This window comes from Stenotrophomonas sp. EMP41 (assembly GCF_047495535.1).
GTDB lineage: Bacteria > Pseudomonadota > Gammaproteobacteria > Xanthomonadales > Xanthomonadaceae > Stenotrophomonas > Stenotrophomonas sepilia.
The window spans coordinates 2,721,708-2,747,213 of the sequence record NZ_CP179923.1 but is presented as its reverse complement, the minus strand read 5'-3'; the positions used below and the strand labels follow the sequence as shown (position 1 = coordinate 2,747,213).

The window sequence follows — 25,506 nt, the reverse complement described above, 5'->3', positions numbered from 1 at the left end:
GGCAGACTGCGTGGGGGTCGACCCAAGTATAGAGGGTCGGGGAGGGCCGCCGCTGGGCGGCACCGCACGCCTGCCGGGATGTAGGCAGGCCAACGTTCATGGGAAGGAATCGATGGAACGCACGATGATGGTGAGGTCGGCGCTGGCGTCGGCGCTGGCGATGGCATTGACGGCATGTGGCGGCGGCGGAGGCGGCGGCAATGTCCGCATCGATCCACCCCCGACCACCCCGACGCCCCCGACCACGCCCCCGCCGACCACACCGCCTCCGGCCAAGCCGCAGGAGCCGGCCTTCGACGCGCACCTGTCCGTGACCAATGCGCGTGCCGCACAGGCCGCCGGCCTGACCGGGCAGGGGGTGCGCATCGGCATCGTCGATTCGGGCGTGCAGCGCAACGCAGTGGCGCTGAACGGGCGCGTGGTCGCCAACCTCAACTACATCGACCCCGCCCGCAACAACCTGCAGGTGGACGACGTGGTGGGCCACGGCACGGCGGTGGCCAGCCTGGCCGCGGGTGCATCGGTGGGATCCTGGCCGGGCGGCATCGCCCCCGGCGCACAGATCGTTTCGGCGCGGATCATCGCCGACAAGCCGCCCGTCGATGACGGCAGCGGCAAGGGCAATTCCTTCAGCGGCCCATTGGGCGTGGCGCAGGTCCACCAGGACCTGATCAGCTACAACGTGAAGGTGATGAACAATTCGTGGGGCGGCCTGTACTGGACCGACCTGCCGACCACCGCGCAGGTGGCGGCCGAGTACCGGCCGTTCGTCATCAACCATGGCGGCCTGGTGGTGTTCGCGGCCGGCAACGATGCGCGCCCTGAGCCGAGCAGCCTGGCCGCGCTGCCCAGCCAGCTGGGCGTTGCCGGCTCGCTGCCGGCGGCCGATCTGGAGCGCGGCTGGCTGGTGGCCACTGCGGTGGATCCGTATGCACCGGGCACGCTGGCCAGCTACGCCAATGCCTGCGGCCAGGCTGCGCGCTACTGCCTGGCGGCGCCGGGCAGCGCGGTCTATCCCGATGCCAACGGCGGCAGCTATTACTGGAACTACGGCACGTCCTTTGCCGCCCCGCTGGTTTCCGGCGCCGCCGCCCTGGTCTGGCAGCGCTACCCGTACTTCGACAACAACCTGGTGCGGCAGACCCTGCTGGGCACCGCCAAGGACATCGGTGCGCCCGGCGTGGATGCGGTGTTCGGCTACGGCCTGCTCGACATCTCGCGGGCGATCAAGGGTCCGGGGCGCTTCGACTGGGGCGATGTGGTCGTCAATGTCGATGCACCGTCCAGTGGTTCGCTGTGGAGCAACGACATCGTCGGCAGCGGTGGCCTGGTCAAGCAGGGCGGGGGAACCCTGGTGCTGGGTGGCAACAACAGCTACAGCGGCGCCACCCGCATCGAGCGCGGCATCCTGTCACTACAGAACGGCAGCGTGATCCGCTCCAACGTGACGATCCTGGCGCAGCCCGATCCGGATTCGACCGGCCTGCAGTTCAATGGCGGTACGCCGCGCGTGATCGGCAATGTGGTCAACGGCAGCAGCGTGTTCCTGACCACCGGCAACACCACCGGCACCATCGAGGGCAACTACACCCAGCAGGCCGGCGCGCAGCTGATGATCGCGCTCGGTGCCAATGCGCTGCAGGTCACCGGCAACGCCACGATCAACGGGGGCGTGCGCGTGCACGGCTTCGTCTCCGGCTATGTGCCGCAGAACGGCAGCCGCCAGGACCTGATCCACGCCGCCGGCGGCCTCAGTGGCACCTTCAGCAGCCCGGCCACCTCCAGCGGCCTGCAGGGCCTGTCGCTGCTGCAGAGCAGCTATGGCTATGACAGCAACAACGCTTGGTTGAACCTGACCCAGGTCAGCGTCACGGCGGCAGCGACCGGGCTCACGGCCTCGGCGCAGTCGGCTGCGCAACGCGTGGACAGTGCGTTCAGCGCGCTTGATGGCGATACGACGCTGCAGGGCTCGGCCTTCGGTACGGCCGCCGGTGCGCTGCAGTGGACCGGCGGTGGCAGCAAGGGTCTCGAGGCCAGCTTGCAGAGCCTGTCCGGACAGGCGCATGCGCGGGCCGAGTCGGCCACCTTCGACAGCATCGACATGGCACGCCGCGCGATCGCCGAGCGCTTCGATCGCGTGCAGGCGGCGCCGCGCCTGCGCGGGGCCTGGCAGAGCGCGCTCGGCGAAGCCGGGCAGGGCAGTTTCGCCGGCAATGCCGCCGACAGCCGTGGTTGGATGGCCGGTCAGGACCTGCCGCTGGGCAGCAATGGGCTGATGGGTGTGGCCTTTGGCGAAACCCGCAGCAATGGTGGCAGCAGCTTCGGCGGTGATCGTGGGCGTGATCGCCAGGCGCAGGCGCAGCTGTACGCCGGCTGGAACCTGGGCCGGGGCTATGCGCTGGCCCAGGTCGGCAGCGGCCAGTTCACCCGTGCGCTGGATCGCCAGTTGCTGCTGGGCGCCGGCGCCTACGGTGTCTCTGCACGTTACGGCGGACGTTTCAGCAGTGCCAGTGTCGAAGGCGGCTATCGTTTCGGCCGCGCGGGTGCGTCGTTCACACCCTACGTGGGTGCCAGCAGCACGCGCGTGGATACCGATGCATTCAACGAACTGGGCGGGTTCGGCTTCGGCCTGCGCGGAGAGGCCAACCGGGTACAGCGCAGCCTGATGCTGGCCGGTATCCGCGGTGAACGCGGCTGGGGGCGCTGGACCGTGCGCGGGCATGCCGAATGGCAGCAGCGGCTCGATGGTGCCGATGCGGATTGGCAGGCCAGTTTCGTCGGCGTCGATGCCTGGGCGCCACTGGCGGGCTGGAACGCGCCGCGCGGCAGTGCGCTGTTCGGCGTGGCGCTGGAGTCGTGGTGGGGTCGCAACGGCCGCCTGAGCCTGGGCTTCGACCAGCGCGTCGGCGGCGAAGGCGCGCGCCAGGCGGCGTTGCGCTACAGCACCGGCTTCTGAACGGGCGGTCGCGCCGGGTCGAAAGGCCCGGCGCGACATCGGCAGGCTCAGCCGCCGCGCAGGTTGCCCAGGCGCGGGGTGCTGCGGCCCAGCGGCATCTTCAGCTTGCCGATCGACAGGATACGGCTTTCGGCGATGCGGTCGGCTGCGCGCTGCGGCGCGATGTTCTCGCGTTGCGACAGTTCGAAGATGCGGGTGAGGTTGTGGTAGATGCTGCGGATCAGGCGCATCGCGCGTTCGCGGTTGTAGCCATCGATCTCCAGCGACACGTTCATCACGCCGCCCGCGTTGACCGCGTAGTCAGGTGCATACAGGATGCCGCGCGCATGCAGTTCATCGCCGATTTCCAGGCTCGCCAGCTGGTTGTTGGCGGTACCGCAGATGATCTTCGCCTTGATCCGCGGCAGGGTGTCGGCGTTGATCGCGCCTTCCAGCGCGCACGGTGCGAACACATCGGCGTTCACTTCGTGGATCTCGTCCGGCTTGACCGCTTCGGCGCCGAAATCGCTGACCGCGCGATCAACCAGCGCGCTGTCCAGGTCGGTGACATACAGTTTGGCGCCGCGATCGCGCAGCAGCTTGACCAGCTCCATGCCGATGTGGCCCAGGCCCTGCACTGCGATGCTGGTCTTGCCCACTTCCTCATGGCCGAACTTGAAGCGCATCGCCGCCATCAGCGCCTGCAGCGCCCCGTAGGCGGTGAACGGGGCCGGATCGCCGGAGCCGCCATGGACCTGGTGCACGCCGGTCACGAACTGGCTCTCCAGGTAGATGTTCTCCATGTCGTTGACGTCGGTACCGACGTCCTCGGCGGTGATGTAGCGCCCTCCCAGCGAGTCGACATAACGGCCGAAGGCGCGGAACAGTACTTCAGTCTTGTCCACCTTCGGGTCGCCGATGATCACCGCCTTGCCACCACCGACGTTGAGGCCGGCCAGCGCATTCTTGTAGGTCATCGTCCGGCTCAGCCGCAGCACGTCGGCCAGCGCCTCGTCGGTGCTGGAATACGGACGCATGCGCACGCCGCCCAGGGCCGGGCCCAGGGTGGTGTTGTGGATGGCGATGATCGCCTGCAGGCCGGCATCGTGGTTGTGGCAGAACACCACTTGTTCGTGGCCGGTGGTGGCGAGGGTTTCGAATAGCATGGCGTCTCCGATGGCGCGAACAGCGGCGAACTGCAGCGAACGGCCAGTGAACGGTAGGGTCCCAAAACAAAAAAAGCGACGTCGTCATGGCTGGGGGACGGGTCGCGCGGCGCCATTCTAGTCCATTCCCCCGGCCGGTGCCGTCGACATCGCATGCCTTGCGGTTAAAGAAGATGAAAGTGCGGCCGATGCTGCGACGACGGCGGGTGGCCGGATTCGCGTGAAGAGGCAGGCGGTCAGTGACGGCAAGGGCACCACAACGACAGGGCAGGCGGCGATGACAGCGGCCTGGTGGCGATCGCTGCGCAGCTGGCTGGCGCGCTCGACCGGGGCGGCACCGTCGCGGCTGGTTGCTGCGTCCCGCCAGGCGGTGGCCGCCGCAGCGGCGAGCCTGCAGGGCGAGGCGCTGCCCCCGGCCGAGATCGCTGCACATCTGCAACGTGGCCTGCATGCGCTGGCCCTGTACCCGCGTCTGGCCGGTGAATCCACGCCGGTGCAGGCCGCAGGGCTGGGCGAGGCGGTGGCACGCGCGCTGCAGGACCGCGACTGGGCTACCCGGCAGTTGCCGCGCCGTCCGCAGCTGCTGCCGCAGCTGATCCAGACCGTCAACGACGATGCCGCCTCAGCGCGCGTGATGGCCGCGATCATCGGCCAGGACCCGGTGCTGACCGGCAACCTGCTGCGCATCGCCAACAGCCCCGCCTACAAGGTGCACGAGCGGCCCGTGGAAAGCCTGCAGCGGGCGGTGACACTGGTGGGTACCGAAGGCGTGCGGCAGATCATCAGCGCGGTACTGGTACAGCCGGTGATGCAGATGCAGTGCGATGCGTTCCCGCAGTTCAGCACGATCATCTGGGAGCACGCACTGCTGGCCTCGCGCGCGGCTGCGGACCACGCGCGCACGGTTACCTTCGGTGATGCCTTCGCCGCGCAGTGGCTGGGCCTGGTGCAGGGACTGGGCGCGTCACTGGTAATGCGCCAGCTGCTACAGGAAGCGCAGGCCCGCGGCGAGGCCGTGGAGCCGGCGTTGGCCCTGCAGCTGCTGCAGCAGTGGTCGTTACCGTTGGCGCAGCGGGTCGCCGCCGCATGGGAGCTGCCTGAGCCGGTTCACCAGGCCCTGGCGGTGGATGCAGAAGGGGCGCTGGCCGACAGCCTGCGCCTGGCCAGCGCCGCCGCAGCGGCCAGCCTGTTGTGCCGCCATGGGCATGCCAGCCAGAGCCGCATGCTGGCGCTGCTGGAGCAGCTGCCTTCAGCGCCGCCGCACGCATTGCGCTGGATCTGGCGTCGCCTGCATGGGCGCAGCGTGGAAACGCTGGATGAGGCCGGACAGGACCAGGCCGGCCCGACGGCCTGAGTGCTACAGCTGCGATTCGACAGGCAGCCAGCTGATCACCCGCGACAACCAGCGTTTGCGCGCCGTTGCCCCTGGCTCGGCCTCGACCCAGTGCGGTGGCGGCTCGCGCTCCAGCCAGCGCAACCGGCCACGGTCGTCCAGCGCCAGCCACCAGCTGTGCCTGGGGTCTGCCAGGCGCAAGTACTCATCGCGCAGCTGCGCCCCCAGCACCGGGTCGTCGAACAGTACGCCCATTTCGGTGTTGAGGTAGGCCGAGCGCGGGTCGAGGTTGAACGAGCCGACGAAGCCGCGGCGGTCGTCGACCACGAACGCCTTGGTGTGCAGGCTCGCGCCGCTGCTGCCGAACATGCCGGCATCGCCGGACTGCCCCTGCGCCTTCAGTTCGTACAGGTGGACGCCCGCTTCGAGCAACGGCACGCGGTAGTTCATGTAGCCGCCGTGCACGGCAGCGACGTCGTTGGCAGCCAGTGAGTTGGTCACCACGCCGACCTGCACGCCCCGCCCGGCCATGGCCGAAAAGCCATCCAGGCCTTCGTTGCCTGGCACGAAGTAGGGCGAGATCAACAACGTTTTGTGCCGGGCGGCCTGCAGCTCGCTGATCAGGGTCGATACCAGCCAGGCAGCGCGATCATCCCTGCGATGCTTCATCGGCGGGTCCGAGACGATGCGCACTGCTCTGCTCCAGTGCAATGGCTCGGGACTCGGGCGCTGCCGCTGGCGCGATTCGGCCACGCGCGCAAGGTAGGGCCGGGCCACGTCCCGCTGCGCCTCATTATCCGATTCGCGCACCAGCAGGCGCAGCTGTGCATCGGTATGGAAGGCAAGCGCGGATACCGGAATGGCGGCCTCGCTGTTCCAGTAGTCGTCGAAGATCCGGTTGGCCTGCTCCACGGCAGGGCCGGCGACCAGCAGGTCCAGATCCTGGAAGTTCACATCGGTGCGCGCGCTGAAGTACTCCTCGCCGATGTTGCGGCCACCGACGATCGCGACGCGGCCATCGGCGATCCAGCTCTTGTTGTGCATGCGGTGGTTCACGCTGAAGAAGCGTTGCACCATCTCCACCATGCGCAGGATGCCGGTCCGGTTGCGGAACGGGTTGTAGAGGCGGATTTCGATGTTGGGGTGCCGGTCCAGCGCCATCATCAGCGCGTCCTTGTCCTTGGCATTCATGTCATCGAGCAGGATGCGCACGCGCACACCGCGCTCGGCGGCGTCATGCAGCGCCTTGGCCATCAGGTGGCCGATCAGGTCGTCGTGCCAGATGTAGTACTGCAGGTCCAGGCTGCGGCCAGCGTGCGCGGTGATCATCGCGCGCGCGGCGAAGGCATCCATGCCATCACTGAGGAAGGCCACGCCTGATTGCCCGGGATGCGCGTCCTGCAGCGGCACGATCTGCTGGTCGATGTGGGTCTGCGCCGGCTGCAACGGCAGTACGTGCGAGGGCGCGCCCTGTGCCTGTGGCGTGAGATGGTCGGCCAGCAGCAGCCCGGACAGGACCAGCAGCAACAGCACGGCGAGGATGATTGCAGCGACGCGCAACAGGCGTCGCCACAGGGGCATGGGCTGGCTCATGCCTCGATGGTAGAGCCACGCCATGCGTGAAGGAATGCCTGCAGGATCGATAGGGCGTCACGGATGGGGGCGGACCCGTTTCCGCAGGAGGTGGCCCTGACCCGCAGGCCTCAGAACCGCTCGTCGCTGCCCAGGTAACGCCACTGCGCCGGCGGCAGCGGCCCCAATGCCACGCGGCCGATGCGCAGTCGGCGCACGGCCAGCACCTGAAGCCCAGCGGCGGTCACCGCCACGCGCAGCCCCTTGGCGGTCAGCCCCTTGCCGGCAAAGCGCAGGCGCTGCTCGCTTTGCCAGCTGACCTTGGCGCCGCCGGATTCCTGCTGCAGCCGCGCCAGCAGCCACGGTCCCCGCTCGGGGCCGCCTTCGGCCACTTCGATCAGGTATTCCTGTTCGGTGCGGCCCAGATTGCGCTGTAGATGGGCCTGCGTGGCCGGGTCCTGGCTGACCACCACCAGGCCGCTGTCGCTGGCCGGAAGGGCAGCGGCCAGCTGCAGGCCGTGGAAATGGCGCTGCAACGGACGGATGTCGCTGGCGTCGAGTTCGCTGCGGCTGTCACTGCTGACCAGGGCGCACAGGGCATCTGCGGCCACGCCGGCCGGCTTGTGCAGCAGCATGCTGACCCGCTCGGCCTTTTCATCGCTGGCCTGCTCGGCCACCACGATCACCGCGCTGTCGTCGACCGGCCGCTGCGGCTGTTCCACCACCTCCCCATTGACCGTTACCCAGCCGCCTTCGATATAGCGCCGCGCTTCGCCGCGGGGGATGCCGAGCAGGGCGGACAGGCGTTTGTCGAGACGGATCGGTTCCATGGCGGGCAGGTCGGGCAGGGGGCGCGCAGTGTAGCTGCTGCGGCCGGTCAGCGCTGGCCGCGGTTGGCCAGCTCGGTCAGGTACAGGCGGGTGTCGAACTCCAGCTGCAGGTAGTCCGGCTCCATGTGCTGGCACAGCTGGTAGAACGCCTTGTTGTGGTCGGCTTCCTTCAGGTGGGCCAGCTCATGCACCACGATCATGCGCAGGAACGCCGCTGGCGCCTGGCGGAATACCGTAGCGATGCGGATCTCGCGGCTGGCCTTGAGGCGGCTGCCGTGCACGCGGGAAATGGCGGTATGCGTGCCCAGCGCGTGCTTGATCACTTCCAGCGTGTTGTCGTAGCAGACCTTGTTGAGCGGCACCGACTTGCGCAGGTAGCGATCTTTCAGCTCCTGGGTGTAGTCGTACAGCTGGCGATCGCTGCGCACCTCGTGCGGGTCGGGGTAGCGCTGCTGCAGCCAGGGGCCGAGCTTGCCTTGCGCCAGCAGTTCGCTGACCTGGGCGACCAGGGGTTCGGGGTAGCCGGTGAGGTACTTCAGGACTGCCATGCAGGGGCGGCGGGGCGTCGGTAGAATGGAAGCATCCAAGATTACACGCGGTACGTACCGACCATGGCAAAGCCCAACGCGCTGCAGGAACAATTGCTCAAGGCCGGTCTGGCCAAGAAGTCGCAGGCCAGCGCCGCCGCGCGGGAGCAGGCCAAGGCCCGCCAGGGCAAGGCCGAATCGGCCTCGGCCGAGGTCCAGCGTGAGGCTGAACGTGCCCGTGCCGAGAAGGTCGAGCGCGACCGTGCGCTGGCCGCCGAGCGCAATGCCCAGGCCAGGCAGGCGGAACAGAAGGCGCAGGCCCGGCAGATCATCACGGCCCACGCGGTGCCGTACAAGGGCGACGATGAGTACCGCTTCAGCGATGGCGCGGCAATCCGCACCCTGCTGATTGACCCCAAGCTGCGCAAGGCGCTGTCGGTGGGCGTGCTGGTCATCGTCGCCCACGGCGACGGCTATGCGTTGCTGCCTCGCGCCGCCGCCGAAAAGGTGCGTGAACGCGCGCCCGAAGCCATCATCGTCGACCACGGTCAGCCGGGCTCGACCGCCGAGATCTCCACCGGCAACGCCGAGGACGACGCCTACTACGCGCAGTTCCAGGTGCCCGACGACCTGATCTGGTAAGCAAAAAGGGGACGGAGGGGATTAAGTCGCGATCGACCTGATTGGATCCGTTGGTGTTCTGCTCAGCTTGCTGAAGGCGCGCCGGGCATGGCTCGGCGCCACACAGGCCTGCTCCTTTGTGCGCGGGTGTATCGTCCCCATATCAGGCGACACACCTGCGGAGGAAGACCATGGCCACCGGTTGGGCGGGAGATGGTGCGGTCCAGGACCAGATCGACGCCACCGTCGACGATGCGATCGCCCGCGCGCGCCGCCAGCTGCGGCAGGGCCCGGGCCTTGAACACTGTGAGGAATGTGACGCGCCGATTCCGTTGGCGCGACGTCGTGCTGTGCCGGGAGTTCGCCTGTGCGTGGCGTGCCAGCAGGCGCACGACGAAGAAGAGCAGGCGCATGCCGGATACAACCGGCGTGGCAGCAAGGACAGCCAGCTGAGGTAGAGGGTGTTCGGCAGGGCTGCGCCCTGCACCCGCGGTAGTGCCGGCCGCTGGCCGGCGACAGCAACAGCAAAAGCTGGCATTCGGTGGGTTGGCAGGGCGGTGTCGGAGTGCGGGGACGCCGCAAGTACGTCCTTGTAGCAACTGTGTTGATGGAGGGGCTTGGCCCCTCCAGGAGACGGGCACGGTAGTGCCGGCCGCTGGCCGGCAGCCTTTGGTCTGCGCCCTGGCTGGCCTTAGGCAGGGACCAGCCCGTTTTCAGCGTCGCGCACCCGGGCGTTGAGAATCACCAGCATTTTCCGCATCACCGCCACGATGGCTACTTTTCCTTCTTTGCCCCGGGCTCGCAGCGACTGGTAGAAATCGCGCAGTCGAGGTTCATGCCGCATGGCCGACATGCTGGCCATGTAAAGCACCTGGCGGATCTCGGCCCTGCCGCCATGGATGCTTCGTTTGCCGCGCATGGTTCCGCTGTCGTGGGACATGGGGGCCACACCGACCAGGCTGGCGATGGCCTTACCACTGATCCTCCCCAGTTCGGGAAGATAGCTTGCCAATACCGCCTGCAGGCCAGGGCCAACGCCCTTCATCGACTTCAGGACAGCCAGTTGAGGCTGCTGGGCAACCTGCTCGGCAATTTGCTTTCCCAGACGTTCAACCAGCGTCTGCAAGCGGGTGATGTTGGCCTGCAGTAGCCGGCGCAATTCACGATCACCGACCATTTCCTGCTGCTGCCGCGCGATGGTCAGCGCGTGCATCGCCTGTCGACGTGCCCGCACGAATTCCCGCATTTTCTGCTGCCAAGGCTCCAGCGGCTGGTAGGCGGGAAGTTTCACCAAGGCCGCCATCTGCGCCAATGCATAGGCATCCAACCGGTCGGTCTTGGCCATCTGGCCCATCCCCTGGGCCAGCCTGCGGGCCCGCAGGGCATTGGCGCGGACCACCGGATGGCCCGCTGCGTGCAGAAAATCCAGCACCGGCCGCTCGTAACCGCCGGTGGCTTCCAGCACGATCTGGCTGACCGGACGCTTCTTCAGCCAAACATCCAATTCAGAAAAGCCGGAGCGGTTGTTCCAGACCTGCAGGGTCTCTCCATCCGTCGTACCGACATCCAGTTGGCGCTTGCTGACATCAATCCCGATCCCGTTCATCACCGGACTCCGTATAGTCTGGAAGGGTCGAGAGCTCCCCCGCTTGCCCAGTCTTATCACTGCGAGTGTCAGCTCCAGCAACTGTTCGGGCGGATCAAGGGAGATTCCGGCGTGGGCGCCAAGCTACATGGCGATCGTCGAGATCCAGGCTTACACGGCGGCCCACGCCGGCTCTCGACACCTACGCTGCCAGATTCCGATCAGATAAGGCTTGGCAGCCGCATCCATGCGGCTGACTGATCTGGCCCCCCGTCAGCGGACGCCAAGAAGCGATACTTTGATCGCACTTGGAGGCCCCTTATGTCCCGTATCACCCGTCGTAGCTACACCGATGAGTTCAAGCACCAAGCCGTGGAGCTGGCCGAGTCGCTCGGGCCGGCCGCAGCGGCCCGTCAGCTGGAGATGTCGGTCAAGACGCTGGCAAATTGGCTTGACGCGGTCCGTGCTGGCCGGTCGTTGACCTCTGAGGCTCGCAGGCCAGCCACCGACCTGGAAAGCGAGATCAGCCGCCTTCGGGCCGAGAACGCCAATCTGAAGATGGAGCGGGAAATCCTAAAAAAAGCGGCGGCGTTCTTTGCCAGAGAGTCCAAGTGAGGTACGCCTTCGTCGCCAGTCAAAGGACTCACTACCCGACCAGGTTGTTGTGTCGGGTTCTTGGGGTTTCTGTCTCTGGATTCCATGACTACCTGCGCCGGCAGTGTGCCCAAACGTGCGATGTCGATTCGGCCCTCCGTACCGAGCTTCGGGCCATTCATGTGACCAGCAAGCGCAGTTATGGGCGACGTCGGCTGGTCAGGGCTTTACGAGCCAGGAATCATCCAGTCGGCCACAAGCGCGTGGCACGGTTAATGGCCGAGGAGCGAATCCAGGGCAAGACCAAAGGCCGATTCCGACCCCAATCCTCTGGCGGCTCATCTCAGCTCGCTCCCAACCTGCTGGATCGGCAATTTGCCCCCGGAACCGGACCGACGGCGTGGGTCGGGGATATCACGTATGTCCCCACCCGCCAGGGATGGCTGCATCTGGCCGTGGTCATCAGCGTCCAGACCCGGCAGGTGCTGGGCTACAGCGTTTCCAAGCGTCTGACTGAAGAGCTGGTGGTGAAAGCATTTGCCAATGCTTGGGCTCTGCATCCACAACGACCCGGCCTGATCTTCCATTCAGATCGTGGTGGGCAGTACTGGGGAAACGAGTTTCGCCAGCTGCTGCAGTCCCATGGCGTGGTCCAAAGCATGAGCCGGCCTGGCAATTGCTGGGACAACGCAGTGGCCGAGAGCTTCTTTGCGACGTTCAAGACAGAAGAGGCTGCCGAGCCTTACGCCAGTAGGGAACAAGCCAGCCAGTCCATCGCTGCTTACATCCACGGCTTCTATAATCCAGCCCGGCTACACTCGGCGCTGGGCTACCACTCGCCTAACAACTATGCCCGGCAGCTCCGGGCTGCCGCCTGAAACGGCTTCATGGCGTCCGTTTTCAGGGGGCCAGATCAGACACCCCGCACTCCGACACCGCCCCGCCTCTGACAGATTTCCGCGATCGGGTAGATCCCGCCGTGCGTGGATAGATCTCCATCGGAATCGAAAATTTCGATATCGGAACGATTTGAGCCGAGCATGGCTCGGCCCTACAGAAAGCAATGCCCGACAGATCGCGGAAATCTGTCGAAGGCGGGGTGGGTCCGGTGGCGGGAGTGTCCGCGGCATGGATGCCGCGGCCAAGCCCCCAGGGACGGGTTTACGGCGTCTCCCGCGACCGGACCCACCCCGCCTACCCACGGATAGCCAGCTTTTGCCGTTGCTTCGGCTGTTGCTGGTGCTGTTGCTCCAGCTCGTAGCGGGTGCAGGGCGCAGCCCTGCCGAAAACCCCACCCTCAGCCGTCGCCCTGGATGCCGCCGGGTGCCTGTGCCGGATCGCGCCAGCGGCGCACCGTGCGCTGGAAGAACAGGTTGTTCGGCAGCTGCAGCACCGTGCCCTCGTGGCCGTCGCCGGTTTCCTGCAGCGTGGTGTAGATCAGGTTCACGTCGATCACCCGCCCCTTCAGGCCCGGCTTCTCGCCGTTCTCCAGCACCTCGATGTAGTCATGCAGGCGGAACGGGCGAGTGGTGAAGATCAGCAGCGTGCAGAAGATGTTGGAGAGCACGCTCCAGGCCGCGAAGAAGGCCACTGCGCCCACGGCCGCGAAGCCGGTGAACGCGGTCCACAGCACTGAAGGCTTCGCGCCGAGCAGGCTGAGGATATACAGCAGGGCGCTGAAATAGACCACGAAACTGGTGATCCGGCGCGCGCCCATCACCATTTCAGCTGGCAGCGTGTAGTGCTCGGCAAAGCGCCGGATCAGGCGACGGGCGAGTACCCGCAGCAGCCAGGCGACCAGCAGCACCAGCACGATCTGCAGGGCCACGCCCGCGTAGTTCAGCCATGGGTGGCTCCAGGCCGGCAGGTGATCCTTCAGCGACAACATCATGGGGGCGAAAACAGGTGGCGGGAACGGCCTCGATGTTACCCGGCGCGTGCCGGGGTTTCGACCATCGGTGACCACGCCAGGCAGACCAGCTCCTGTCGATGCTGCTGCAGGCAGGCGCGGCCGTTGTCGGGGCACAACCGCAAGGACAGGCCCGATGCCTGCAGCACGACGCAGGCGACGATTACCAGCAGGGCGGCGCAGGATGGGCTGGACATGGCGGAACTCCCTGAAGGTGTTTTCTCGAATGACCTTCCATGGATGCAGCCATCGTCGAAAAGGTTGCATGGCCTTGATCGGCGATCGGCTCTAAACCTTTTTCCGGGTCGCCGCATCCAAGCGATATGCTCGACACCACCATGCCAGCGCCGCCTGCCGCCCACGCCCCTGTCGACGAACCCGCCCTGGTGCGGGCGGCCGCCGCCGGTGACACGGCGGCCTACGAACTGCTGTACCGGCGCCATGCGCCGCGCGTGTTCGCCGTACTGTGGCGCCTGTGCGGGGGCCAGCAGGCGCGTGCCGAGGATGCCCTGCAGGAAGCCTTCCTGCAGGCATGGAAGGCGCTGCCGGGGTTCCGGTTCGAAAGCAGCCTGTCGACCTGGTTGCATCGGTTGGGCGTCAACGCCGCACTGATGGAACTGCGCGGGCGCGCCGCCGGGCAGGACCACGACAGTCTGGAGGAGGTCGACGGCGGCCTGCAGGAGCTGGCGGTGCACGACCGTTGTGCCGGTACCGAGCGCGACCTGGAGCGCGCACTCGCGACGCTGCCTCCGAGGGCGCGTGCGGTACTGGTACTGCACGACATCGAAGGCTGGAAACACCAGGAAATCGCCGAGCAGCTGCAGATGGCCGTCGGCAGTTCAAAGGCACAGCTGCATCGTGCGCGCGGTCTGCTGCGCGCACGGCTGGGAGACATGACATGAGTACACACGAACACGATTCCGACCACGATCTGCTGGCCCGGCTGCGCGCGCTGCCGAACGAGCGCGATGTACCCGCCGATGGCTGGGCACGCCTGTCCGCCCGGTTGCCACCGCGTGGACCGCGGGAAGCGCCCGCGCCAACGGACAACGTGGTGGCGCTGCCAGCGCGTTCGCGTCGGCGCGGGTGGTTGCCGGTGGGTGCGGCGTTGGCGGCCGGCCTGGCGCTGTACGCGGTGGCGCCATGGCGCCACGTGCAGCCGGATGCGCCGGTGCCGTCCACCCTGCAGTTGCAGGCTGCGGCGATGACCGAGCAGTACCGGCAGGCGGTGGCCTCGCTGCCCGCAGGCCGGGCACCGGAATGGCAGCCGGCGTTGCACGAACTCGATGAAAGCGCGGCACAGATCCAGGCCGCGCTGGCGCAGGATCCACGTGCGCCTCACCTGCTTGGCCAGCTCAAGCGCACCTATGCGCTGCGGCTGGAACTGACCCGGCAGGCGGCCTATGCCGCCGAGTCCGGCCTGACGACCTGAGGAGACCCCCCATGACACGAACCCTGATGACCTGCTGCGCCGCGCTGTTGCTGCTGCCCGCAGTGGCCCTGGCTGACACCCGGATCGACGAACGCCACAACCTGGCCGCCGGCGGCCGCATCGAACTGAGCAACGTGGCCGGCAAGGTGACCGTGCGTGGCTGGGACCGCAACGACGTGCAGCTCACCGGTACGCTCAGTGATGGCCTGCAGCTGCGCCAGGAAAAGAGTGCCAACCGCGTCCGCTGGGAGATCGAGTATCCGCGACGCAGCAACAACGGCGGCGCAACGCTGGTGCTGAACGTGCCGCGCTCGGTGGAACTGCTGCTGAGCACGGTCAGTGCCAGCCAGGACATCAGTGGCATCGATGTGCGACGGCTGCAGGCCGACACCGTCAGCGGCAGCCTGAGCGCGGCTGGCCGCAGTGGCGACAGCAAGCTCAACACGGTCAGTGGCAGCGTCAGCGCACGCCTGCAGACGCCGAAGCTGGATGTGAACACCGTCAGTGGCCGCATCGAGGCCGGCGGCGGCGTGTCCGGTGATATCGGTGCGCAGACGGTGTCCGGACGGGTCGAGGTCGACGCCGGGCGCGTGCAGCGACTGGCGGTGGAAACCGTATCGGGCAGCATTGACCTGTCGGCGGCCGGGCTGGCCCCGGGTGGCCGTATCAATGTCGAATCGGTGAGTGCGTCGGTCAATCTGCGCCTGCCGCGCGCCGTCTCCGCGCAGCTGTCGGTGAACAGCTTCAGCGGGTCGATCAACAGCGATGCTGGCCAGGTGGAGCGGCCGCGCTACGGCCCCGGCAGCCATCTTGATGCGCGGCTGGGCAGCGGCGACGGTGATATCCGCATCCAGTCGCATTCGGGCAGTGTTCGGGTAAGCCTGGATCGCTGAGCGCGATCCGGCAGGCCGCGGCGGCAGCGCCGCCGCGGTCGGTACTGGGTCAGCTGGCCTTCTTCAGCGCCCAGGTGGTGCCGAGGACTTCGATCTTGCCACCGGCCTTGCGGAACGCTGCCAGGTCCGAAGCGATCGAATCGCTGCTGACCACGGTGCTGGCGGCCGCGCCCTTGCGTTCGCTGCGGATGCTGTTGCTGGCCTTCGCGGGGGTCTTTGCCTTGCGGGGCATGGTTGCTCCTGTCAGGTGGAAGGGGAGGAAAGCGCCCAGGCATCGGCCTGGCGCAGGTAGTCCTGCCGCTCACGGCGGCAGTCACTGCCGCCCATCGAGAACTGGCGGCAGATCGCCGGGCGCTGCGAATAGATCGTGCAGCGCAGGTGATAGGGATCGATCGCCGCACACCAGCCTTCCTCGTTGCGCGCCATCACGGCACGGCCGTGGGTGTCGCGTGACAGGAACTGGCCGGGCACGTGGTCGCCAGGCTGCAGCAACACGGGCAACCGGCAACAGACCGCGTCACAACGGCGGCAGTCGATGGGTGCAGGTGCTGCGTCAGGTTGTAAGGCCACAGGGGCCTGGCGGGTGCCCAAAGCGGGTCTCGATGGCGGCTCCGGTGGTACGCGGACCATGAACGAGCCAGGAAGGCATGGCCGCTAGGCCCGCAGGGCGGGCCAGGCTGCACCGTGGACACACACCGGCGTGGCCGGTGGAAGATGCAGCAGGGTTCTAGCCGACCAAGAGTAACTTGGATCGCGTAACGTTTTGTTAATCCTGGCTGGCTGCCGCCAGCGCAAGGCCCTGGACCACGCCCAGCGAGGGCTCGCCGTGGACCATGCGGGCGCCCGGGAAGGCCTCCGCAACGGCCTGGCGCAGATATCCGGCGCGGGACATGCCGCCGGTCAGGAACACCGCGTCCGGGTCGCCGCCGATGTCGCTGCGGACCTGGGCCAGCAGTTCCCGGATCTGCTCCAGATAACCATGGGCGGCGGCGGCCAGGCCGTCGGCGCTGCTGTCGGCATGCAGGTCGCGGGCGATGTAGTCCAGCGTGCTGCGATGTTCGCTGGCGGCGCTGAGGGCGATCTTGGCGCGCTCGACGTCGCGGTACAGGCGGGCGGTATTGCCGGTGTCCTGCAGGGCCTGCAGGCGCGCGCCCCACGGATTGTCGACATGGTCATACTTGTGCTGGCGGAAGTCGCGCTGGCGGGTCATGTCCTGCACGGTGGCCGCTTCCACGTAGTGGTGGGCGGGCACGCGGGTGATGCCGCGGCCGAACAGCGGCATGTAGCTGGACAGGCTCAGCGCCAGGTCGATGTCGGTACCGCCGCGGGCGATGCCCCAGGCGCGGTGGATGCGCGGGGCGTCGTCGCCGCCGACTTCGGCGTGGGCGATGTCGGTGGTGCCGCCGCCGATGTCGACGATCACGGCCTGGTGCCGTTCGCGGCTTTCGGCGTGATAGTGCATGGCCGCCGCGGCTGGTTCCTCGAGGAAATCGATCTGGTCGAAACCGGCCTGGCTGGCGGCTTCGCGCAGGATGTCCAGCGCCTGGTCATTGCCGGCCGCACCGATCGAGCTGCGGAACTGCACCGGACGCCCGAGCAGGGCCGCTCGCAGCGGCTGGCCGAGCTGGGCGCTGGCGGTCAGGCGGATGTGTTCGAGGATGTGCGCGGCGATGCCGGTGATGGTCTGCTTGGCGCGTGGGTGCAGGTTGTAGCCGAGCATCGATTTCGGGCTCTGCACCAGGTTGCCTTCGTGTTCCTCGAAATAGGCTTCCAGCGCTTCGTCACCGTAGACCGCATTCTGCAGCAGGTCGCTGGCACTGCGTTCCTTGCCGGCACGGGCTTCCATCCATTCCCTGCGCAGCGCGCGCAGGGCTTCGCGGCGCAGCGCCTGCGGCGTGCGTTCCTGGCCGGCGGCGCGGGCCGCACGCGCAGCGCTCTCGATCATCTGCTGCAGCTGGTGCTCCTGGCCGTCATCGAGCTGGAAGTCATCCGGGTCGGGCACCACGCCGGGGAAGTACACGCTGGTGCGGAACTGCTCGGCGTCGCCGAAGCGGATCGGCAGCAGTTTCCCTTCATGCACGATGGCGGCGGCGGAGTTGCTGGTACCGAAGTCGATGCCGAGGCGCATGGGGAGTTCCGGGGGCGATCAGGGGCCGCGCACTCTGCTGCAGTTCGCCGCCGACTGCAAGGTCCCGCGGTTTCCTGTTCCAGGCCGGGTCAAGGAGGTCGCAGCGTACTGCCCGGAAAAGGCCGGGGAGCCGGGCGGTTACAATGGCGGCTGTTGATTCACTTTGAGGTACTTGCTGATGTCTTCTGCCCCCGCCTGCCCGCAGTGCACCCTGGAAAACACCTATGCCGATGGCGCGCTGTGGATCTGCGCCGACTGCGGCTTCGAATGGACCGCCGAGGAAAGTGCCGGTTCGACCCTGGTCGTGCGTGACAGCAACGGCAATACCCTGCAGGCCGGTGACACCGTCACCGTGATCAAGGACCTAAAGGTGAAGGGCTCCTCGATCCCGCTCAAGCAGGGCACCGTGATCCGCAACATCCGCCTGGTCGAGGACGATGCCGAGCACATCGAAGGCAATTCGGACAAGATCAAGGGCCTGGTCCTGAAGACCTGCTTCCTCAAGAAGGCCTGACCGGCCTTCAGCGCCTGGCCTGCTGCCGTGCGCGCCAGCGGGCCAGGCTGTCCAGCTTGGCCTGGTAGCGCGCCTGCTGCGGCGCCCCGCCCAGTTCCTGTGCACGCAGCAGCTCACGATCGGCGCGCCTGAGCTGGCCGGCCAGGAAATAGGCCCGCGCCAGCCCGAAGTGGAACTGGTGCGCGGTGTCGTACAGGCGCACGGCCTGCCGGTAATAGCGGATCGCCTGCTGCAGTTGCCCGGCGCGTTCGGCCTCGGCACCGAGCATGTACTGCGCGAACGGGTCTTCGCGCTGCACCGATTGCAACCGCTGCTCCAGCGCCCGGGCCTGCGCAATCATGCCGAGCTTGCGGTAGAGGGCGCTGGCGTTGGTCAGTGCAGCATCCTGGCGGCCGTCCAGTCGCAACGCCGTTTCCAGTGCCCGTCGCGCGGCGGCGGTATCGCCCGTGCGGTTTTCCAGCACACCCAGGTTGTTCCAGGTGGCAGCGAAGCTGCCGTCCTGCGCCAGCGCGGTATCGAAGAAGGTACGTGCGCCCGCCAGGTCGCCGCTGGCCATGCGTTCGGCACCGCGATTGTTGTAGAAGTGCGCCAACGCCCGCGCCTGGCTGATCGGCAGCGGCCCGCGGCGGTCGTACAGCACATTGCGATCCAGATCGACGGTGGCGAAGCGGCCGGCGAAGCCGACCCCGGCATTGACGTGGCCTACGCTGTAGACCAGGCCCTGGGCCTGGTCCTGGTACCACGACACCACCTGGCCGACCTCCTGCACGCGCGCCTGGATGCCGGCTTCGCGTGCCAGCGCGACGAACATCAGGGTAAAGGCCAGGCAGTTGGCGCGTCGCTGCTGCCAGATCTCGCTGACGGTGAGGGTCGCGTCGGCGTCGTACTGCAGGTCCATGCCATGGCGGTCGAAGATCATCTCCACCAGCGCCTGCAGGCGCTGCTCGCGCGAATAGCTGCGACGGGTCACCTGGGTGTGCAGCATATCGAGCATGGCCGGTGGAATCGCGAACACCTGCTGCGGCGTCGGAATCGTCGGCGCGGCGGTGCTGGCAGTGAGCGCAGGGGCTTCGTTCGCGTCAGGGTTGAGTGCGATCGCGGAGGGTGCCGCCAATGCGGCCAGCGCGAGCAGAACGGATCGGGCGGCAGGACGGTACATGACGGCTCCCGGCAGCGGCGGGCGCTCCCGCCTGAGGCGAGTGTAGACCTGTGCGCGCACACCTGCAGTGACCGCTGGTCGGTCCGCGCGTTCATCCACAGCCGGTGTGGACCAGCGCTCGACAAAGCTGTGGACAACCGCGTTGGGACCCCGTGCGAAGGGCGTTGTGAGGGTGTGGTGAAAAAATAGCCAGCTTGCCCGCCACCGGCGCAAGCGGGATGATCCGGTCATGGACTTCTCCCCGCTGACGCTCGCTCCGGCGCAGTGGCAGGCGCTGCAGGACAGCTATGCGACGCCACCACGTGCCTACCATCACTTCGGCCACGTGCGTGCGGTGCTGCAGCACTGCCAGGAGGTTGCCGACGGTCCAGGCTGGCAGCAGCCGGCCGAGGTCTACCTGGCCGCGCTCTACCACGATGCGATCTATGTGGCGGGGCGAAAGGACAACGAGGCGCGTTCGGCGCAGCTGGCCCTGCAAGCGATCGCACAGGCGCCGGAACTTGCCACGGTCGACGCGGCCCGGGTCGAGCAGCTGATCCTGCTGACTGCCCGCCATGGCGAGCTCGGCCCGGACGATGTCGATGCCGAGGCCGCGTTGTTCCTGGACTGCGACATGGCGATCCTGGCCGCGCCGGAACCGGTGTTCAGCGCCTATGATCGCGGCGTGGCCGAAGAGTACAAGGGCGTGGTGCCAGGCTTCCTGTATCGCGCCGGCCGCCGCCGTTTCCTGCAGGGCCTGCTGCGTGCACCGCGCATCTTCCTCAGCGCGTTTTTCCACCAGCGTCTCGACGCGGCCGCCCGCGACAACCTGCGCCGACAGCTGGGCCGCTGAACCAGCCCGGTACACTGGGGCCTGTTTCCACCGATTGCCGCGTCCAACCGTGTCCGTCCCTGATCCCGATCCCCGCCCGTTGCCGCCGGAAGAGCCCGGTCCGAACGAATGCTGCGGCAGCGGTTGCCCGCTGTGTGTGCTGGACCTGTATGCCGACGAGCTGCAGCGCTATCGCAAGGCGTTGGCCGAATGGCTGGCGCGGCACCCGGAGGCGTCCACATGAGGCGCGCGCGCCCAGCGGCACTGCTGGCACTGGCGGCGCTGCTGCTGTTCTTGGCCACCGCGCTGTGGACCCAGTTCGCACGCACCGATCTGGACTGGGTGCGGGCCACGCTCAGCCTCTACCTGCACGGGCCGTGGGGGCTGGCTTTGCGCGCGGCTTACTGCCTGCTGGCATTGGCGATCGCCCTGCTCGGCATCAGCCTCTACCGGAGCAGCATCGGCCCGCGGCGCAGCGCGGCGGCGCCGCTGCTGTTCACGGCCTCGGCACTGGGCCTGGCCACGGTCGCCATCGGTGACAGCTGGCTGCCGGAAGCGACGCCGCTGCTGGCACCGTTCATCCATGGGCTGGCGGCCAACACCGCGTTCCTGTGCGCCAGCGTCGGCATGCTGCTGCAGGCCTGGTACCTGCGCCGTGAACCGGGCTGGCAGTCCGCTGCGGGCCTGCTCTGGGGCTGGGCCTGGCTGGCGTTCGTACTGTTGTGGCTGCATGTGCTGTGGCGTGGCGGGCCGCCGCGCGGGTTGGGGCAGAAGGTCGTGATCGTGGTGATCGTAGGCTGGCTGCTGTACCTGGCGCTGGCACTGTACCGGCGCAGTCGGCGTACCACGGCCGACTGAATCGCCAACGGCCTGCACCGGTACGTGCCGTGCACGCGGTGGCGGCGTATCGTGTGCGCATTCCATCGGGGATGCGATATGAAGCGTGCAGGGCTGGGCAGGGCAATGGGTGTGGTTCTGGCGCTGGCGGCGCTGCCGGCAATGGCGGCGGCCAACGTGCAGCAGTTCAGCCACGGGCGGTTCGAGCAGATTCCGGTGCACATGCCGGCCGGCACTCCGCAGCGGGTGGTGATCTGGTTCCACGAACCCACCCCGGGTGGTGACACCAGCCGCCTGCCGATCGAAGCCCTGCGTGCCGACGGCGCCATGGTTGCCGCTGTGGACATCGCGCACCTGCGCGGGGTGCTCAAGCGCGAGGGTAATCCGACCTGCTCGTTCGGCTCCGGTGACGTCGAGAACTTCTCGCGCTGGCTGCAGGCGTCCCTGCATCTGCCCGGTTACCACCTGCCGCTGGTCGGCGGTGACGGCGAGGGTGCCGAGATGGCCTATTCGCTCGCGGCGCAGGCCGACACCCAGGTGTTTGCCGGCCTGCTGACCACCGGCTTCTGCCCGGATCACAACCATGAGCGCATGGTCTGCGGCGATGGTGTGAAGCACGACAAACTGCAGCCCGCCGAACTGAATTTCCCGTGGTTGAGTGCTGCTGGCGATCACGGCTGCAAGGTGGGCGAGGCCAGCCGGTTCGTCCAGCAGGTCGCCTTGGCACGCGAATTCAAGCGAACCGCGCGCGGTGATGCCTCACCCGGTCTGGTGGCCGCAGCGCGGTTGATCGGCGCGCAGGCCGGGGTCAGTCTGGCACCGCCGCCGGCCGCGCTGAAGGGCCTGCCGGTGGTGGAAGTACCGGCGACCGGCAGCGGCGATACGCTGGCGGTATTCGTTTCCGGCGATGGTGGCTGGGCCGGCCTGGACAAGGACGTGGCGTCGTCGCTCAACGAGCACGGCGTGGCCGTGGTCGGCATCGACTCGTTGCGCTACTTCTGGAGCGAGCGCACGCCGAAGGGCTTCGCCGCTGACCTGCAGAAGATCATCGACCACTACCGCCAGCAGTGGCACCGCGACAAGGTGATGCTGATCGGCTTCTCGCAGGGCGCCGATGTGCTGCCGGCCACCATCAACCAGCTCGATGCCGATACCCGCGCAGCGCTGGATCGTATCGTGCTGCTGTCGGTAGGCAGGAAGGCCGACTTTGAATTCCACGTCAGCAACTGGCTGGGCGGTGGCGGCGATGGCCTGCCGATCGCACCGGAAGTGGCCAGGCTGCCGGCGGAAAAAACCCTGTGCGTATATGGCGACAAGGATGAGGACGCACTGTGCCCGGACCTGCCGGCCAATGACGGGGTGAGGAAGGTGAAGCTGCCGGGTGATCACCATTTCGGGGGGGACTACGATCGCTTGGCCGAAGTGATCCTCAAGGGCGGTATGTAGCGCTTGGCAGGCGCCGACCTTGGTCGGCGCTGGGGTTGCATGTCGACCAAGGTCGACACCTACCGAGCAGCGGGTAGCGTCGAGCCATGCCCGACGCATCGCGGCTTCAGTTCCGCCGCGGATCCAGCGAGATCAGGCGCGTGGCATCCAGCAGCGCGGCCGGCAGATGCATGCCGCCGGGCGCCGCGAGATAGCGCGGCCGCCACTGCGGATCGAACTTCGACTTGAAGCGGCGCAGGCCACTGAACCCGTAGAAACGTTCGCCATGCCGCGCCAGCAGGCCGGCCAGCCGGTTCCAGCGGCCAGCCAGACGATGCTGTGCCAGCCCGGAAAGCGGCGCCATGCCCAGCGAGAATCGTGCATAGCCCTGTGCGCGGCCCCACAGGAACAGCTCGATGAAGAGGAAGTCCATCGTGCCCTTCGGTGCTTCGCTGGCGTGGCGCATCAGGTCCACCGACAGCTCGGCGCCGGCCGGTGCCTGCCACAGGTTGGCGAAGGCCACGATCTGGCCTCCGGCCTCGACCAGCGCCACCGGGAAGCGCACCAGGTAATCCGGGTCGTAGCTGCCGAGCGAGAAGCCTTTTTCGTCGCCGGCCTTGTCTTCCAGCCATGCGTTGGAGATCGCGTGCAGGCGCGGCAGCAGGCTGGGAATTTCCTCCACGGGCGCCACGCGGAAGGACAGGCCACCACGCTTGCCCCGGTTCCAGGCCTGGCGCAGGTCGGCGCGCTCGCGCCCTTCCAGGCCGAAATCATGCAGCGGCACCATCGCTTCTTCGCCCAGCTTGACCAGCCCCAGGCCGAGGTCGAGGTAGGTCTGCCAGTAGGACTCGCCGACCTGGTAGAAGACGGGGCGCAGGCCGAGGCGGTCGGCTTCCTCGCGGAAGCGCCAGATCAATGCGCGGGCGACCTCCGGCGGGCCGACCGGGTCGCCCATCGCGATCAGCGACCCCCCATAGCGCTGCATCATCACGAAGCCCAGTTTCGCTTCATCGCGCAGCACTGCCTTGTCAGCGGTCAGCACCAGGCAGGCCTGGGTGTCGGTGGCACCGGCCAGGACTGGCGCCAGCGATTGCAGCGTGGCTTCATCGGCGGCTGGCAGCGGGCTGCGCGTGCTGTGCAGCAGCCGCGCCAGGCCGAACATCACCAGCGCGATGGCCACCACCAGCAACGCACGCAACGCGCGCGGTGCGTTGCCGGAGACCGCGAACTGCCACCACAACTCGTTCTGGTATTCGACATGGCTGTAGGTGAAGAACAGCAGCCAGGTGACTGCGACCAGCACCAGGCCGAGGTTGCGCAGCCACGGCCACGACCAGGCTTCGTCCAGCAGCGCGCCCTGGCGGTAGAACTCGCGACGTGCGGCCCACAGTGCCATCGCCACCAGCAACGCCGAGACGGCGATCAACGGTTGGCCACCGCGCAGCCACAGCGGCAGCGGGGTGACCACGCACACCGCCATCGCCAGCATCCACGCCGCGTGGCTGCGCCGGGCCAGGCCCTGCCCGATCAGCAGCAGCGCGACACCACTGAGGCTGCCGATCAGGTGCGAGGTTTCCAGGATCGGCAGCGAGGCATTCACCAGGTGCCGGCGTGGCGTTGGCAGCGTGCCATCGATGACCAGCGCGGCGCCGATGCTGAACACCGCCAGCGCGATGATCTGCGGCAACCATGGGCGCAGTGCGTTCCAGCCGGCGCGGGTTGCCCCGGCACTGGCCTGCAGCGGCTGGCGCAGCGCGGGCGCAAGGGCGAGCAACGTGGCCAGCACCAGCGGTAGTACGTAGTAGGTGACGCGGTAGATCAGCGCCGCTGCCAGCACCGCCGCCGGTGCCACCTGAGGCAACAGCTTCAACAGGCTCCATTCGAACACGCCCAGGCCGGCCGGCACGGTCGAGACCAGGCCGGCCAGTACCGCGACGAGGTACAGGCCGACGAAGCCGGGCAGGCCGGTGGGCGTCGAGTCCGGCAGCAGCACATAGAACGCGGCGCTGGCCAGTACCAGTTCGATCACGCTGAGCACGGTGACGCCGAGCATGGTGCGGCGGTCGGGTAGCCACAACGCATGGCCGAACACGCTGAACTGCCGTCCATCGCGACCGACCAGCAGCACGGTACCCAGATAGGCGAGCAGGGCGACGATGCCGACGATGCGCACGGCATCGGGGTTCAATGGCAATGCCAACGCCGCTGCCGCCGGTTCCATGCAGAGTGCCACGCTGATCAGCAGCCACGCACCGAATACGAAACCGAGCGTGCTCATCAGCACCACCTGGCCGATCTGCGCCAGGTCCAGGCCGGCGCTGCGGTAGCCACGCAGGCGCACTGCGCCGCCGGTCAACGCCGCAAAGCCCACGGTCTGGCCCAGCGTATGCGCAAGGAAGGCGGTGATGCCGATGCGTGCCGGATGCACGCGGATTCCGCTGCGACGCAGGCCGATGGCATCGAAGCCGATCAGGCAGGCGTAGCTGGCCAGGCCGAGCACCACGGTGAGGGTGATCTGCATGCCGCTGAGCTGGCGGAACGCCTGGCGGATGGCGCGGTAGCCGTGCTCATCGAATTCGCTGGCCAGGCCATGCAGGGCCAGCGAGAGGATCAGCAGGGGAACGACAATGGTGATAACCCGCTTCCATGCCGGGGTGGAGGAAGCGGCGGCGGGGTTGGTGGCTGCGGTCATCGGCGCAAGGGTGCGTCAGGAGGGGCGAGTGCGGTGTCAACGCGGGGCGTGGCGCATCGTGCGCCTGTCGCCGCCATTTGACCAGCGGATGTGTCGGAGTCCGGTAGTGACGTCTCGCGCGGGGGACCCGTGCACCCACCGTTGACCGGATTGGAGGACAATGCGGGCCTGATCACCCGCAGGAGCCACGCCCATGATGGAGCGTTACGACGTCGGACCGCGCATGTCCGAAATGACCGTGTACAACAAGGTCGCCTACCTCTCCGGCCAGATTCCGGAAGACACCAGCCAGGACATCACCGGCCAGACCCGGCAGGTGCTGGCGGAGATCGACAAGCTGCTGGCGCTGGTCGCCAGCGATCGCCAGCACGTGCTGCGTGCGGAAGTGTTCCTGGCCGACATCGCCGACTTCGATGGCATGAACAAGGCGTGGGACGAGTGGGTGGTCGAGGGCGCGACCCCGGCCCGTGCAACCTTCGAAGCCAAGCTCGCCCACGCCGAGTGGAAGGTCGAGATCGTGGTGACGGCAGCGGTGCCGTAACC

The 25,506-nt window shown here is 67.6% G+C and carries 27 protein-coding genes; 15 read left to right on the top strand and 12 right to left on the bottom strand.

Annotated features, from left to right (window positions below; translation table 11 throughout):
- Window positions 1-112: 112 nt before the first annotated feature.
- Window positions 113-2,956, top strand: a complete 2,844-nt coding sequence (locus tag ACMGRF_RS12685) for an autotransporter serine protease (protein WP_180881143.1) — start codon at window positions 113-115, stop codon at window positions 2,954-2,956.
- Between the two features lie 47 nt (window positions 2,957-3,003).
- Here the strand turns inward: ACMGRF_RS12685 and ACMGRF_RS12680 are convergent, their stop codons facing one another.
- Window positions 3,004-4,101, bottom strand: coding sequence for a Glu/Leu/Phe/Val dehydrogenase dimerization domain-containing protein (locus tag ACMGRF_RS12680; RefSeq protein ID WP_414485256.1), 1,098 nt, complete (start codon window positions 4,099-4,101; stop codon window positions 3,004-3,006).
- A 277-nt stretch (window positions 4,102-4,378) separates the two neighbouring features.
- On the opposite strand from ACMGRF_RS12680, the gene ACMGRF_RS12675 reads away from it, so the two are divergent.
- The gene (locus tag ACMGRF_RS12675) at window positions 4,379-5,455 is read left to right on the top strand and encodes an HDOD domain-containing protein (protein WP_099488487.1); all 1,077 of its coding nucleotides are present in this window, start codon (window positions 4,379-4,381) and stop codon (window positions 5,453-5,455) included.
- A gap of 3 nt (window positions 5,456-5,458) precedes the next feature.
- Here ACMGRF_RS12675 and ACMGRF_RS12670 read toward each other — a convergent pair whose 3' ends face one another.
- The 3 genes from ACMGRF_RS12670 to ACMGRF_RS12660 all read right to left on the bottom strand — a co-directional run bounded on the left by ACMGRF_RS12670 (window position 5,459) and on the right by ACMGRF_RS12660 (window position 8,384).
- Entirely contained in the window at window positions 5,459-7,051 is a 1,593-nt protein-coding gene (locus ACMGRF_RS12670; protein ID WP_049414250.1) for a phospholipase D family protein, read from the bottom strand.
- 86 nt (window positions 7,052-7,137) lie between these two features.
- Window positions 7,138-7,836: an RNA pseudouridine synthase gene (locus ACMGRF_RS12665; protein WP_262223080.1), complete on the bottom strand. Its 699-nt coding sequence runs from the start codon at window positions 7,834-7,836 to the stop codon at window positions 7,138-7,140.
- Window positions 7,837-7,883: 47 nt separating this feature from the next.
- Window positions 7,884-8,384, bottom strand: coding sequence for a M48 family metallopeptidase (locus ACMGRF_RS12660; protein WP_100478561.1), 501 nt, complete (start codon window positions 8,382-8,384; stop codon window positions 7,884-7,886).
- A gap of 63 nt (window positions 8,385-8,447) precedes the next feature.
- On the opposite strand from ACMGRF_RS12660, the gene ACMGRF_RS12655 reads away from it, so the two are divergent.
- Window positions 8,448-9,005 carry a DUF2058 domain-containing protein gene (locus ACMGRF_RS12655; RefSeq protein ID WP_414485255.1) on the top strand — a complete coding sequence of 186 codons (558 nt, stop codon included), beginning with the start codon at window positions 8,448-8,450 and terminating at the stop codon, window positions 9,003-9,005.
- A gap of 170 nt (window positions 9,006-9,175) precedes the next feature.
- The gene (locus tag ACMGRF_RS12650; RefSeq protein WP_049414241.1) at window positions 9,176-9,442 is read left to right on the top strand and encodes a DksA/TraR family C4-type zinc finger protein; all 267 of its coding nucleotides are present in this window, start codon (window positions 9,176-9,178) and stop codon (window positions 9,440-9,442) included.
- Between the two features lie 233 nt (window positions 9,443-9,675).
- Here ACMGRF_RS12650 and ACMGRF_RS12645 read toward each other — a convergent pair whose 3' ends face one another.
- Window positions 9,676-10,590: an IS110 family transposase gene (locus ACMGRF_RS12645; RefSeq protein WP_049417105.1), complete on the bottom strand. Its 915-nt coding sequence runs from the start codon at window positions 10,588-10,590 to the stop codon at window positions 9,676-9,678.
- 300 nt (window positions 10,591-10,890) lie between these two features.
- Here ACMGRF_RS12645 and ACMGRF_RS12640 point away from each other — a divergent pair, with 300 nt between their 5' ends.
- Together ACMGRF_RS12640 and ACMGRF_RS12635 are read left to right on the top strand one after the other, a co-directional pair.
- The gene (locus ACMGRF_RS12640; RefSeq protein WP_006388655.1) at window positions 10,891-11,184 is read left to right on the top strand and encodes a transposase; all 294 of its coding nucleotides are present in this window, start codon (window positions 10,891-10,893) and stop codon (window positions 11,182-11,184) included.
- Window positions 11,181-12,041: an IS3 family transposase gene (locus ACMGRF_RS12635; RefSeq protein WP_099485319.1), complete on the top strand. Its 861-nt coding sequence runs from the start codon at window positions 11,181-11,183 to the stop codon at window positions 12,039-12,041. The genes ACMGRF_RS12640 and ACMGRF_RS12635 overlap by 4 nt, the downstream gene beginning before the upstream one ends.
- 419 nt (window positions 12,042-12,460) lie before the next feature.
- Here ACMGRF_RS12635 and ACMGRF_RS12630 read toward each other — a convergent pair whose 3' ends face one another.
- Both ACMGRF_RS12630 and ACMGRF_RS12625 read right to left on the bottom strand, forming a co-directional pair.
- Window positions 12,461-13,054, bottom strand: coding sequence for a mechanosensitive ion channel family protein (locus tag ACMGRF_RS12630; RefSeq protein ID WP_080354711.1), 594 nt, complete (start codon window positions 13,052-13,054; stop codon window positions 12,461-12,463).
- A 35-nt stretch (window positions 13,055-13,089) separates the two neighbouring features.
- Window positions 13,090-13,269 carry a hypothetical protein gene (locus ACMGRF_RS12625; protein WP_049415771.1) on the bottom strand — a complete coding sequence of 60 codons (180 nt, stop codon included), beginning with the start codon at window positions 13,267-13,269 and terminating at the stop codon, window positions 13,090-13,092.
- A gap of 126 nt (window positions 13,270-13,395) precedes the next feature.
- On the opposite strand from ACMGRF_RS12625, the gene ACMGRF_RS12620 reads away from it, so the two are divergent.
- Genes ACMGRF_RS12620 through ACMGRF_RS12610 form a run of 3 tightly spaced genes read left to right on the top strand, consistent with a single transcriptional unit; the run spans window position 13,396 to window position 15,397 of the window.
- Complete coding sequence (locus ACMGRF_RS12620; protein WP_005418173.1) at window positions 13,396-13,974, top strand: RNA polymerase sigma factor; 579 nt, start codon at window positions 13,396-13,398, stop codon at window positions 13,972-13,974.
- Window positions 13,971-14,504 carry a hypothetical protein gene (locus ACMGRF_RS12615; RefSeq protein WP_049415770.1) on the top strand — a complete coding sequence of 178 codons (534 nt, stop codon included), beginning with the start codon at window positions 13,971-13,973 and terminating at the stop codon, window positions 14,502-14,504. Before ACMGRF_RS12620 ends, ACMGRF_RS12615 begins: the two co-directional genes overlap by 4 nt.
- An 11-nt stretch (window positions 14,505-14,515) precedes the next feature.
- Window positions 14,516-15,397, top strand: a complete 882-nt coding sequence (locus ACMGRF_RS12610) for a DUF4097 family beta strand repeat-containing protein (RefSeq protein WP_049438246.1) — start codon at window positions 14,516-14,518, stop codon at window positions 15,395-15,397.
- A 49-nt stretch (window positions 15,398-15,446) separates the two neighbouring features.
- Here the strand turns inward: ACMGRF_RS12610 and ACMGRF_RS12605 are convergent, their stop codons facing one another.
- The 3 genes from ACMGRF_RS12605 to ACMGRF_RS12595 all read right to left on the bottom strand — a co-directional run bounded on the left by ACMGRF_RS12605 (window position 15,447) and on the right by ACMGRF_RS12595 (window position 17,525).
- Window positions 15,447-15,629 (bottom strand): hypothetical protein, encoded by a 183-nt coding sequence (locus ACMGRF_RS12605; RefSeq protein ID WP_005410566.1) that lies wholly within the window; start codon window positions 15,627-15,629, stop codon window positions 15,447-15,449.
- Window positions 15,630-15,640: 11 nt separating this feature from the next.
- Window positions 15,641-15,892: a YkgJ family cysteine cluster protein gene (locus ACMGRF_RS12600; RefSeq protein ID WP_032954387.1), complete on the bottom strand. Its 252-nt coding sequence runs from the start codon at window positions 15,890-15,892 to the stop codon at window positions 15,641-15,643.
- Between the two features lie 271 nt (window positions 15,893-16,163).
- Window positions 16,164-17,525 carry an Hsp70 family protein gene (locus ACMGRF_RS12595; RefSeq protein ID WP_049415763.1) on the bottom strand — a complete coding sequence of 454 codons (1,362 nt, stop codon included), beginning with the start codon at window positions 17,523-17,525 and terminating at the stop codon, window positions 16,164-16,166.
- 178 nt (window positions 17,526-17,703) lie between these two features.
- Here ACMGRF_RS12595 and ACMGRF_RS12590 point away from each other — a divergent pair, with 178 nt between their 5' ends.
- On the top strand, window positions 17,704-18,039 hold the full coding sequence (locus ACMGRF_RS12590) for a zinc ribbon domain-containing protein YjdM (protein ID WP_010482882.1): 336 nt from the start codon (window positions 17,704-17,706) through the stop codon (window positions 18,037-18,039).
- A 7-nt stretch (window positions 18,040-18,046) separates the two neighbouring features.
- On the opposite strand, the gene ACMGRF_RS12585 is transcribed toward ACMGRF_RS12590, so the two are convergent.
- Window positions 18,047-19,198, bottom strand: a complete 1,152-nt coding sequence (locus ACMGRF_RS12585; RefSeq protein ID WP_049438245.1) for a transglutaminase domain-containing protein — start codon at window positions 19,196-19,198, stop codon at window positions 18,047-18,049.
- A 229-nt stretch (window positions 19,199-19,427) separates the two neighbouring features.
- On the opposite strand from ACMGRF_RS12585, the gene ACMGRF_RS12580 reads away from it, so the two are divergent.
- The 4 genes from ACMGRF_RS12580 to ACMGRF_RS12565 all read left to right on the top strand — a co-directional run bounded on the left by ACMGRF_RS12580 (window position 19,428) and on the right by ACMGRF_RS12565 (window position 22,292).
- A complete protein-coding gene (locus tag ACMGRF_RS12580) occupies window positions 19,428-20,030 on the top strand; it encodes a hypothetical protein (RefSeq protein ID WP_049415755.1) in 603 nt (200 codons plus the stop codon).
- A 49-nt stretch (window positions 20,031-20,079) separates the two neighbouring features.
- Window positions 20,080-20,253, top strand: a complete 174-nt coding sequence (locus ACMGRF_RS12575) for an oxidoreductase-like domain-containing protein (protein WP_049415754.1) — start codon at window positions 20,080-20,082, stop codon at window positions 20,251-20,253.
- Complete coding sequence (locus ACMGRF_RS12570; RefSeq protein ID WP_049415752.1) at window positions 20,250-20,867, top strand: DUF998 domain-containing protein; 618 nt, start codon at window positions 20,250-20,252, stop codon at window positions 20,865-20,867. The genes ACMGRF_RS12575 and ACMGRF_RS12570 overlap by 4 nt, the downstream gene beginning before the upstream one ends.
- 78 nt (window positions 20,868-20,945) lie before the next feature.
- Entirely contained in the window at window positions 20,946-22,292 is a 1,347-nt protein-coding gene (locus tag ACMGRF_RS12565) for a virulence factor family protein (protein WP_049415749.1), read from the top strand.
- Between the two features lie 106 nt (window positions 22,293-22,398).
- Here the strand turns inward: ACMGRF_RS12565 and mprF are convergent, their stop codons facing one another.
- Complete coding sequence (gene mprF / locus ACMGRF_RS12560; RefSeq protein WP_049415746.1) at window positions 22,399-24,963, bottom strand: bifunctional lysylphosphatidylglycerol flippase/synthetase MprF; 2,565 nt, start codon at window positions 24,961-24,963, stop codon at window positions 22,399-22,401.
- 193 nt (window positions 24,964-25,156) lie between these two features.
- Between mprF and ACMGRF_RS12555 the strand changes: the two genes are divergently transcribed.
- The gene (locus ACMGRF_RS12555; RefSeq protein ID WP_005418155.1) at window positions 25,157-25,504 is read left to right on the top strand and encodes a RidA family protein; all 348 of its coding nucleotides are present in this window, start codon (window positions 25,157-25,159) and stop codon (window positions 25,502-25,504) included.
- The last annotated feature ends 2 nt before the right edge of the window (window positions 25,505-25,506 follow it).

Coding starts and splice junctions, on each gene's coding strand:
- ACMGRF_RS12665 (WP_262223080.1), bottom strand. CDS start 7,836: ATGGAACCGATCCGTCTCGACAAACGCCTGTCCGCCCTGCTCGGCATC.
- ACMGRF_RS12670 (WP_049414250.1), bottom strand. CDS start 7,051: ATGGCGTGGCTCTACCATCGAGGCATGAGCCAGCCCATGCCCCTGTGG.
- ACMGRF_RS12680 (WP_414485256.1), bottom strand. CDS start 4,101: ATGCTATTCGAAACCCTCGCCACCACCGGCCACGAACAAGTGGTGTTC.
- ACMGRF_RS12685 (WP_180881143.1), top strand. CDS start 113: ATGGAACGCACGATGATGGTGAGGTCGGCGCTGGCGTCGGCGCTGGCG.
- ACMGRF_RS12650 (WP_049414241.1), top strand. CDS start 9,176: ATGGCCACCGGTTGGGCGGGAGATGGTGCGGTCCAGGACCAGATCGAC.
- ACMGRF_RS12615 (WP_049415770.1), top strand. CDS start 13,971: ATGAGTACACACGAACACGATTCCGACCACGATCTGCTGGCCCGGCTG.
- ACMGRF_RS12660 (WP_100478561.1), bottom strand. CDS start 8,384: ATGGCAGTCCTGAAGTACCTCACCGGCTACCCCGAACCCCTGGTCGCC.
- ACMGRF_RS12655 (WP_414485255.1), top strand. CDS start 8,448: ATGGCAAAGCCCAACGCGCTGCAGGAACAATTGCTCAAGGCCGGTCTG.
- ACMGRF_RS12565 (WP_049415749.1), top strand. CDS start 20,946: ATGAAGCGTGCAGGGCTGGGCAGGGCAATGGGTGTGGTTCTGGCGCTG.
- ACMGRF_RS12580 (WP_049415755.1), top strand. CDS start 19,428: ATGGACTTCTCCCCGCTGACGCTCGCTCCGGCGCAGTGGCAGGCGCTG.
- ACMGRF_RS12555 (WP_005418155.1), top strand. CDS start 25,157: ATGATGGAGCGTTACGACGTCGGACCGCGCATGTCCGAAATGACCGTG.
- ACMGRF_RS12675 (WP_099488487.1), top strand. CDS start 4,379: ATGACAGCGGCCTGGTGGCGATCGCTGCGCAGCTGGCTGGCGCGCTCG.
- ACMGRF_RS12610 (WP_049438246.1), top strand. CDS start 14,516: ATGACACGAACCCTGATGACCTGCTGCGCCGCGCTGTTGCTGCTGCCC.
- ACMGRF_RS12620 (WP_005418173.1), top strand. CDS start 13,396: ATGCTCGACACCACCATGCCAGCGCCGCCTGCCGCCCACGCCCCTGTC.
- ACMGRF_RS12645 (WP_049417105.1), bottom strand. CDS start 10,590: ATGAACGGGATCGGGATTGATGTCAGCAAGCGCCAACTGGATGTCGGT.
- mprF (WP_049415746.1), bottom strand. CDS start 24,963: ATGACCGCAGCCACCAACCCCGCCGCCGCTTCCTCCACCCCGGCATGG.
- ACMGRF_RS12595 (WP_049415763.1), bottom strand. CDS start 17,525: ATGCGCCTCGGCATCGACTTCGGTACCAGCAACTCCGCCGCCGCCATC.
- ACMGRF_RS12640 (WP_006388655.1), top strand. CDS start 10,891: ATGTCCCGTATCACCCGTCGTAGCTACACCGATGAGTTCAAGCACCAA.
- ACMGRF_RS12605 (WP_005410566.1), bottom strand. CDS start 15,629: ATGCCCCGCAAGGCAAAGACCCCCGCGAAGGCCAGCAACAGCATCCGC.
- ACMGRF_RS12630 (WP_080354711.1), bottom strand. CDS start 13,054: ATGATGTTGTCGCTGAAGGATCACCTGCCGGCCTGGAGCCACCCATGG.
- ACMGRF_RS12570 (WP_049415752.1), top strand. CDS start 20,250: ATGAGGCGCGCGCGCCCAGCGGCACTGCTGGCACTGGCGGCGCTGCTG.
- ACMGRF_RS12585 (WP_049438245.1), bottom strand. CDS start 19,198: ATGTACCGTCCTGCCGCCCGATCCGTTCTGCTCGCGCTGGCCGCATTG.
- ACMGRF_RS12625 (WP_049415771.1), bottom strand. CDS start 13,269: ATGTCCAGCCCATCCTGCGCCGCCCTGCTGGTAATCGTCGCCTGCGTC.
- ACMGRF_RS12590 (WP_010482882.1), top strand. CDS start 17,704: ATGTCTTCTGCCCCCGCCTGCCCGCAGTGCACCCTGGAAAACACCTAT.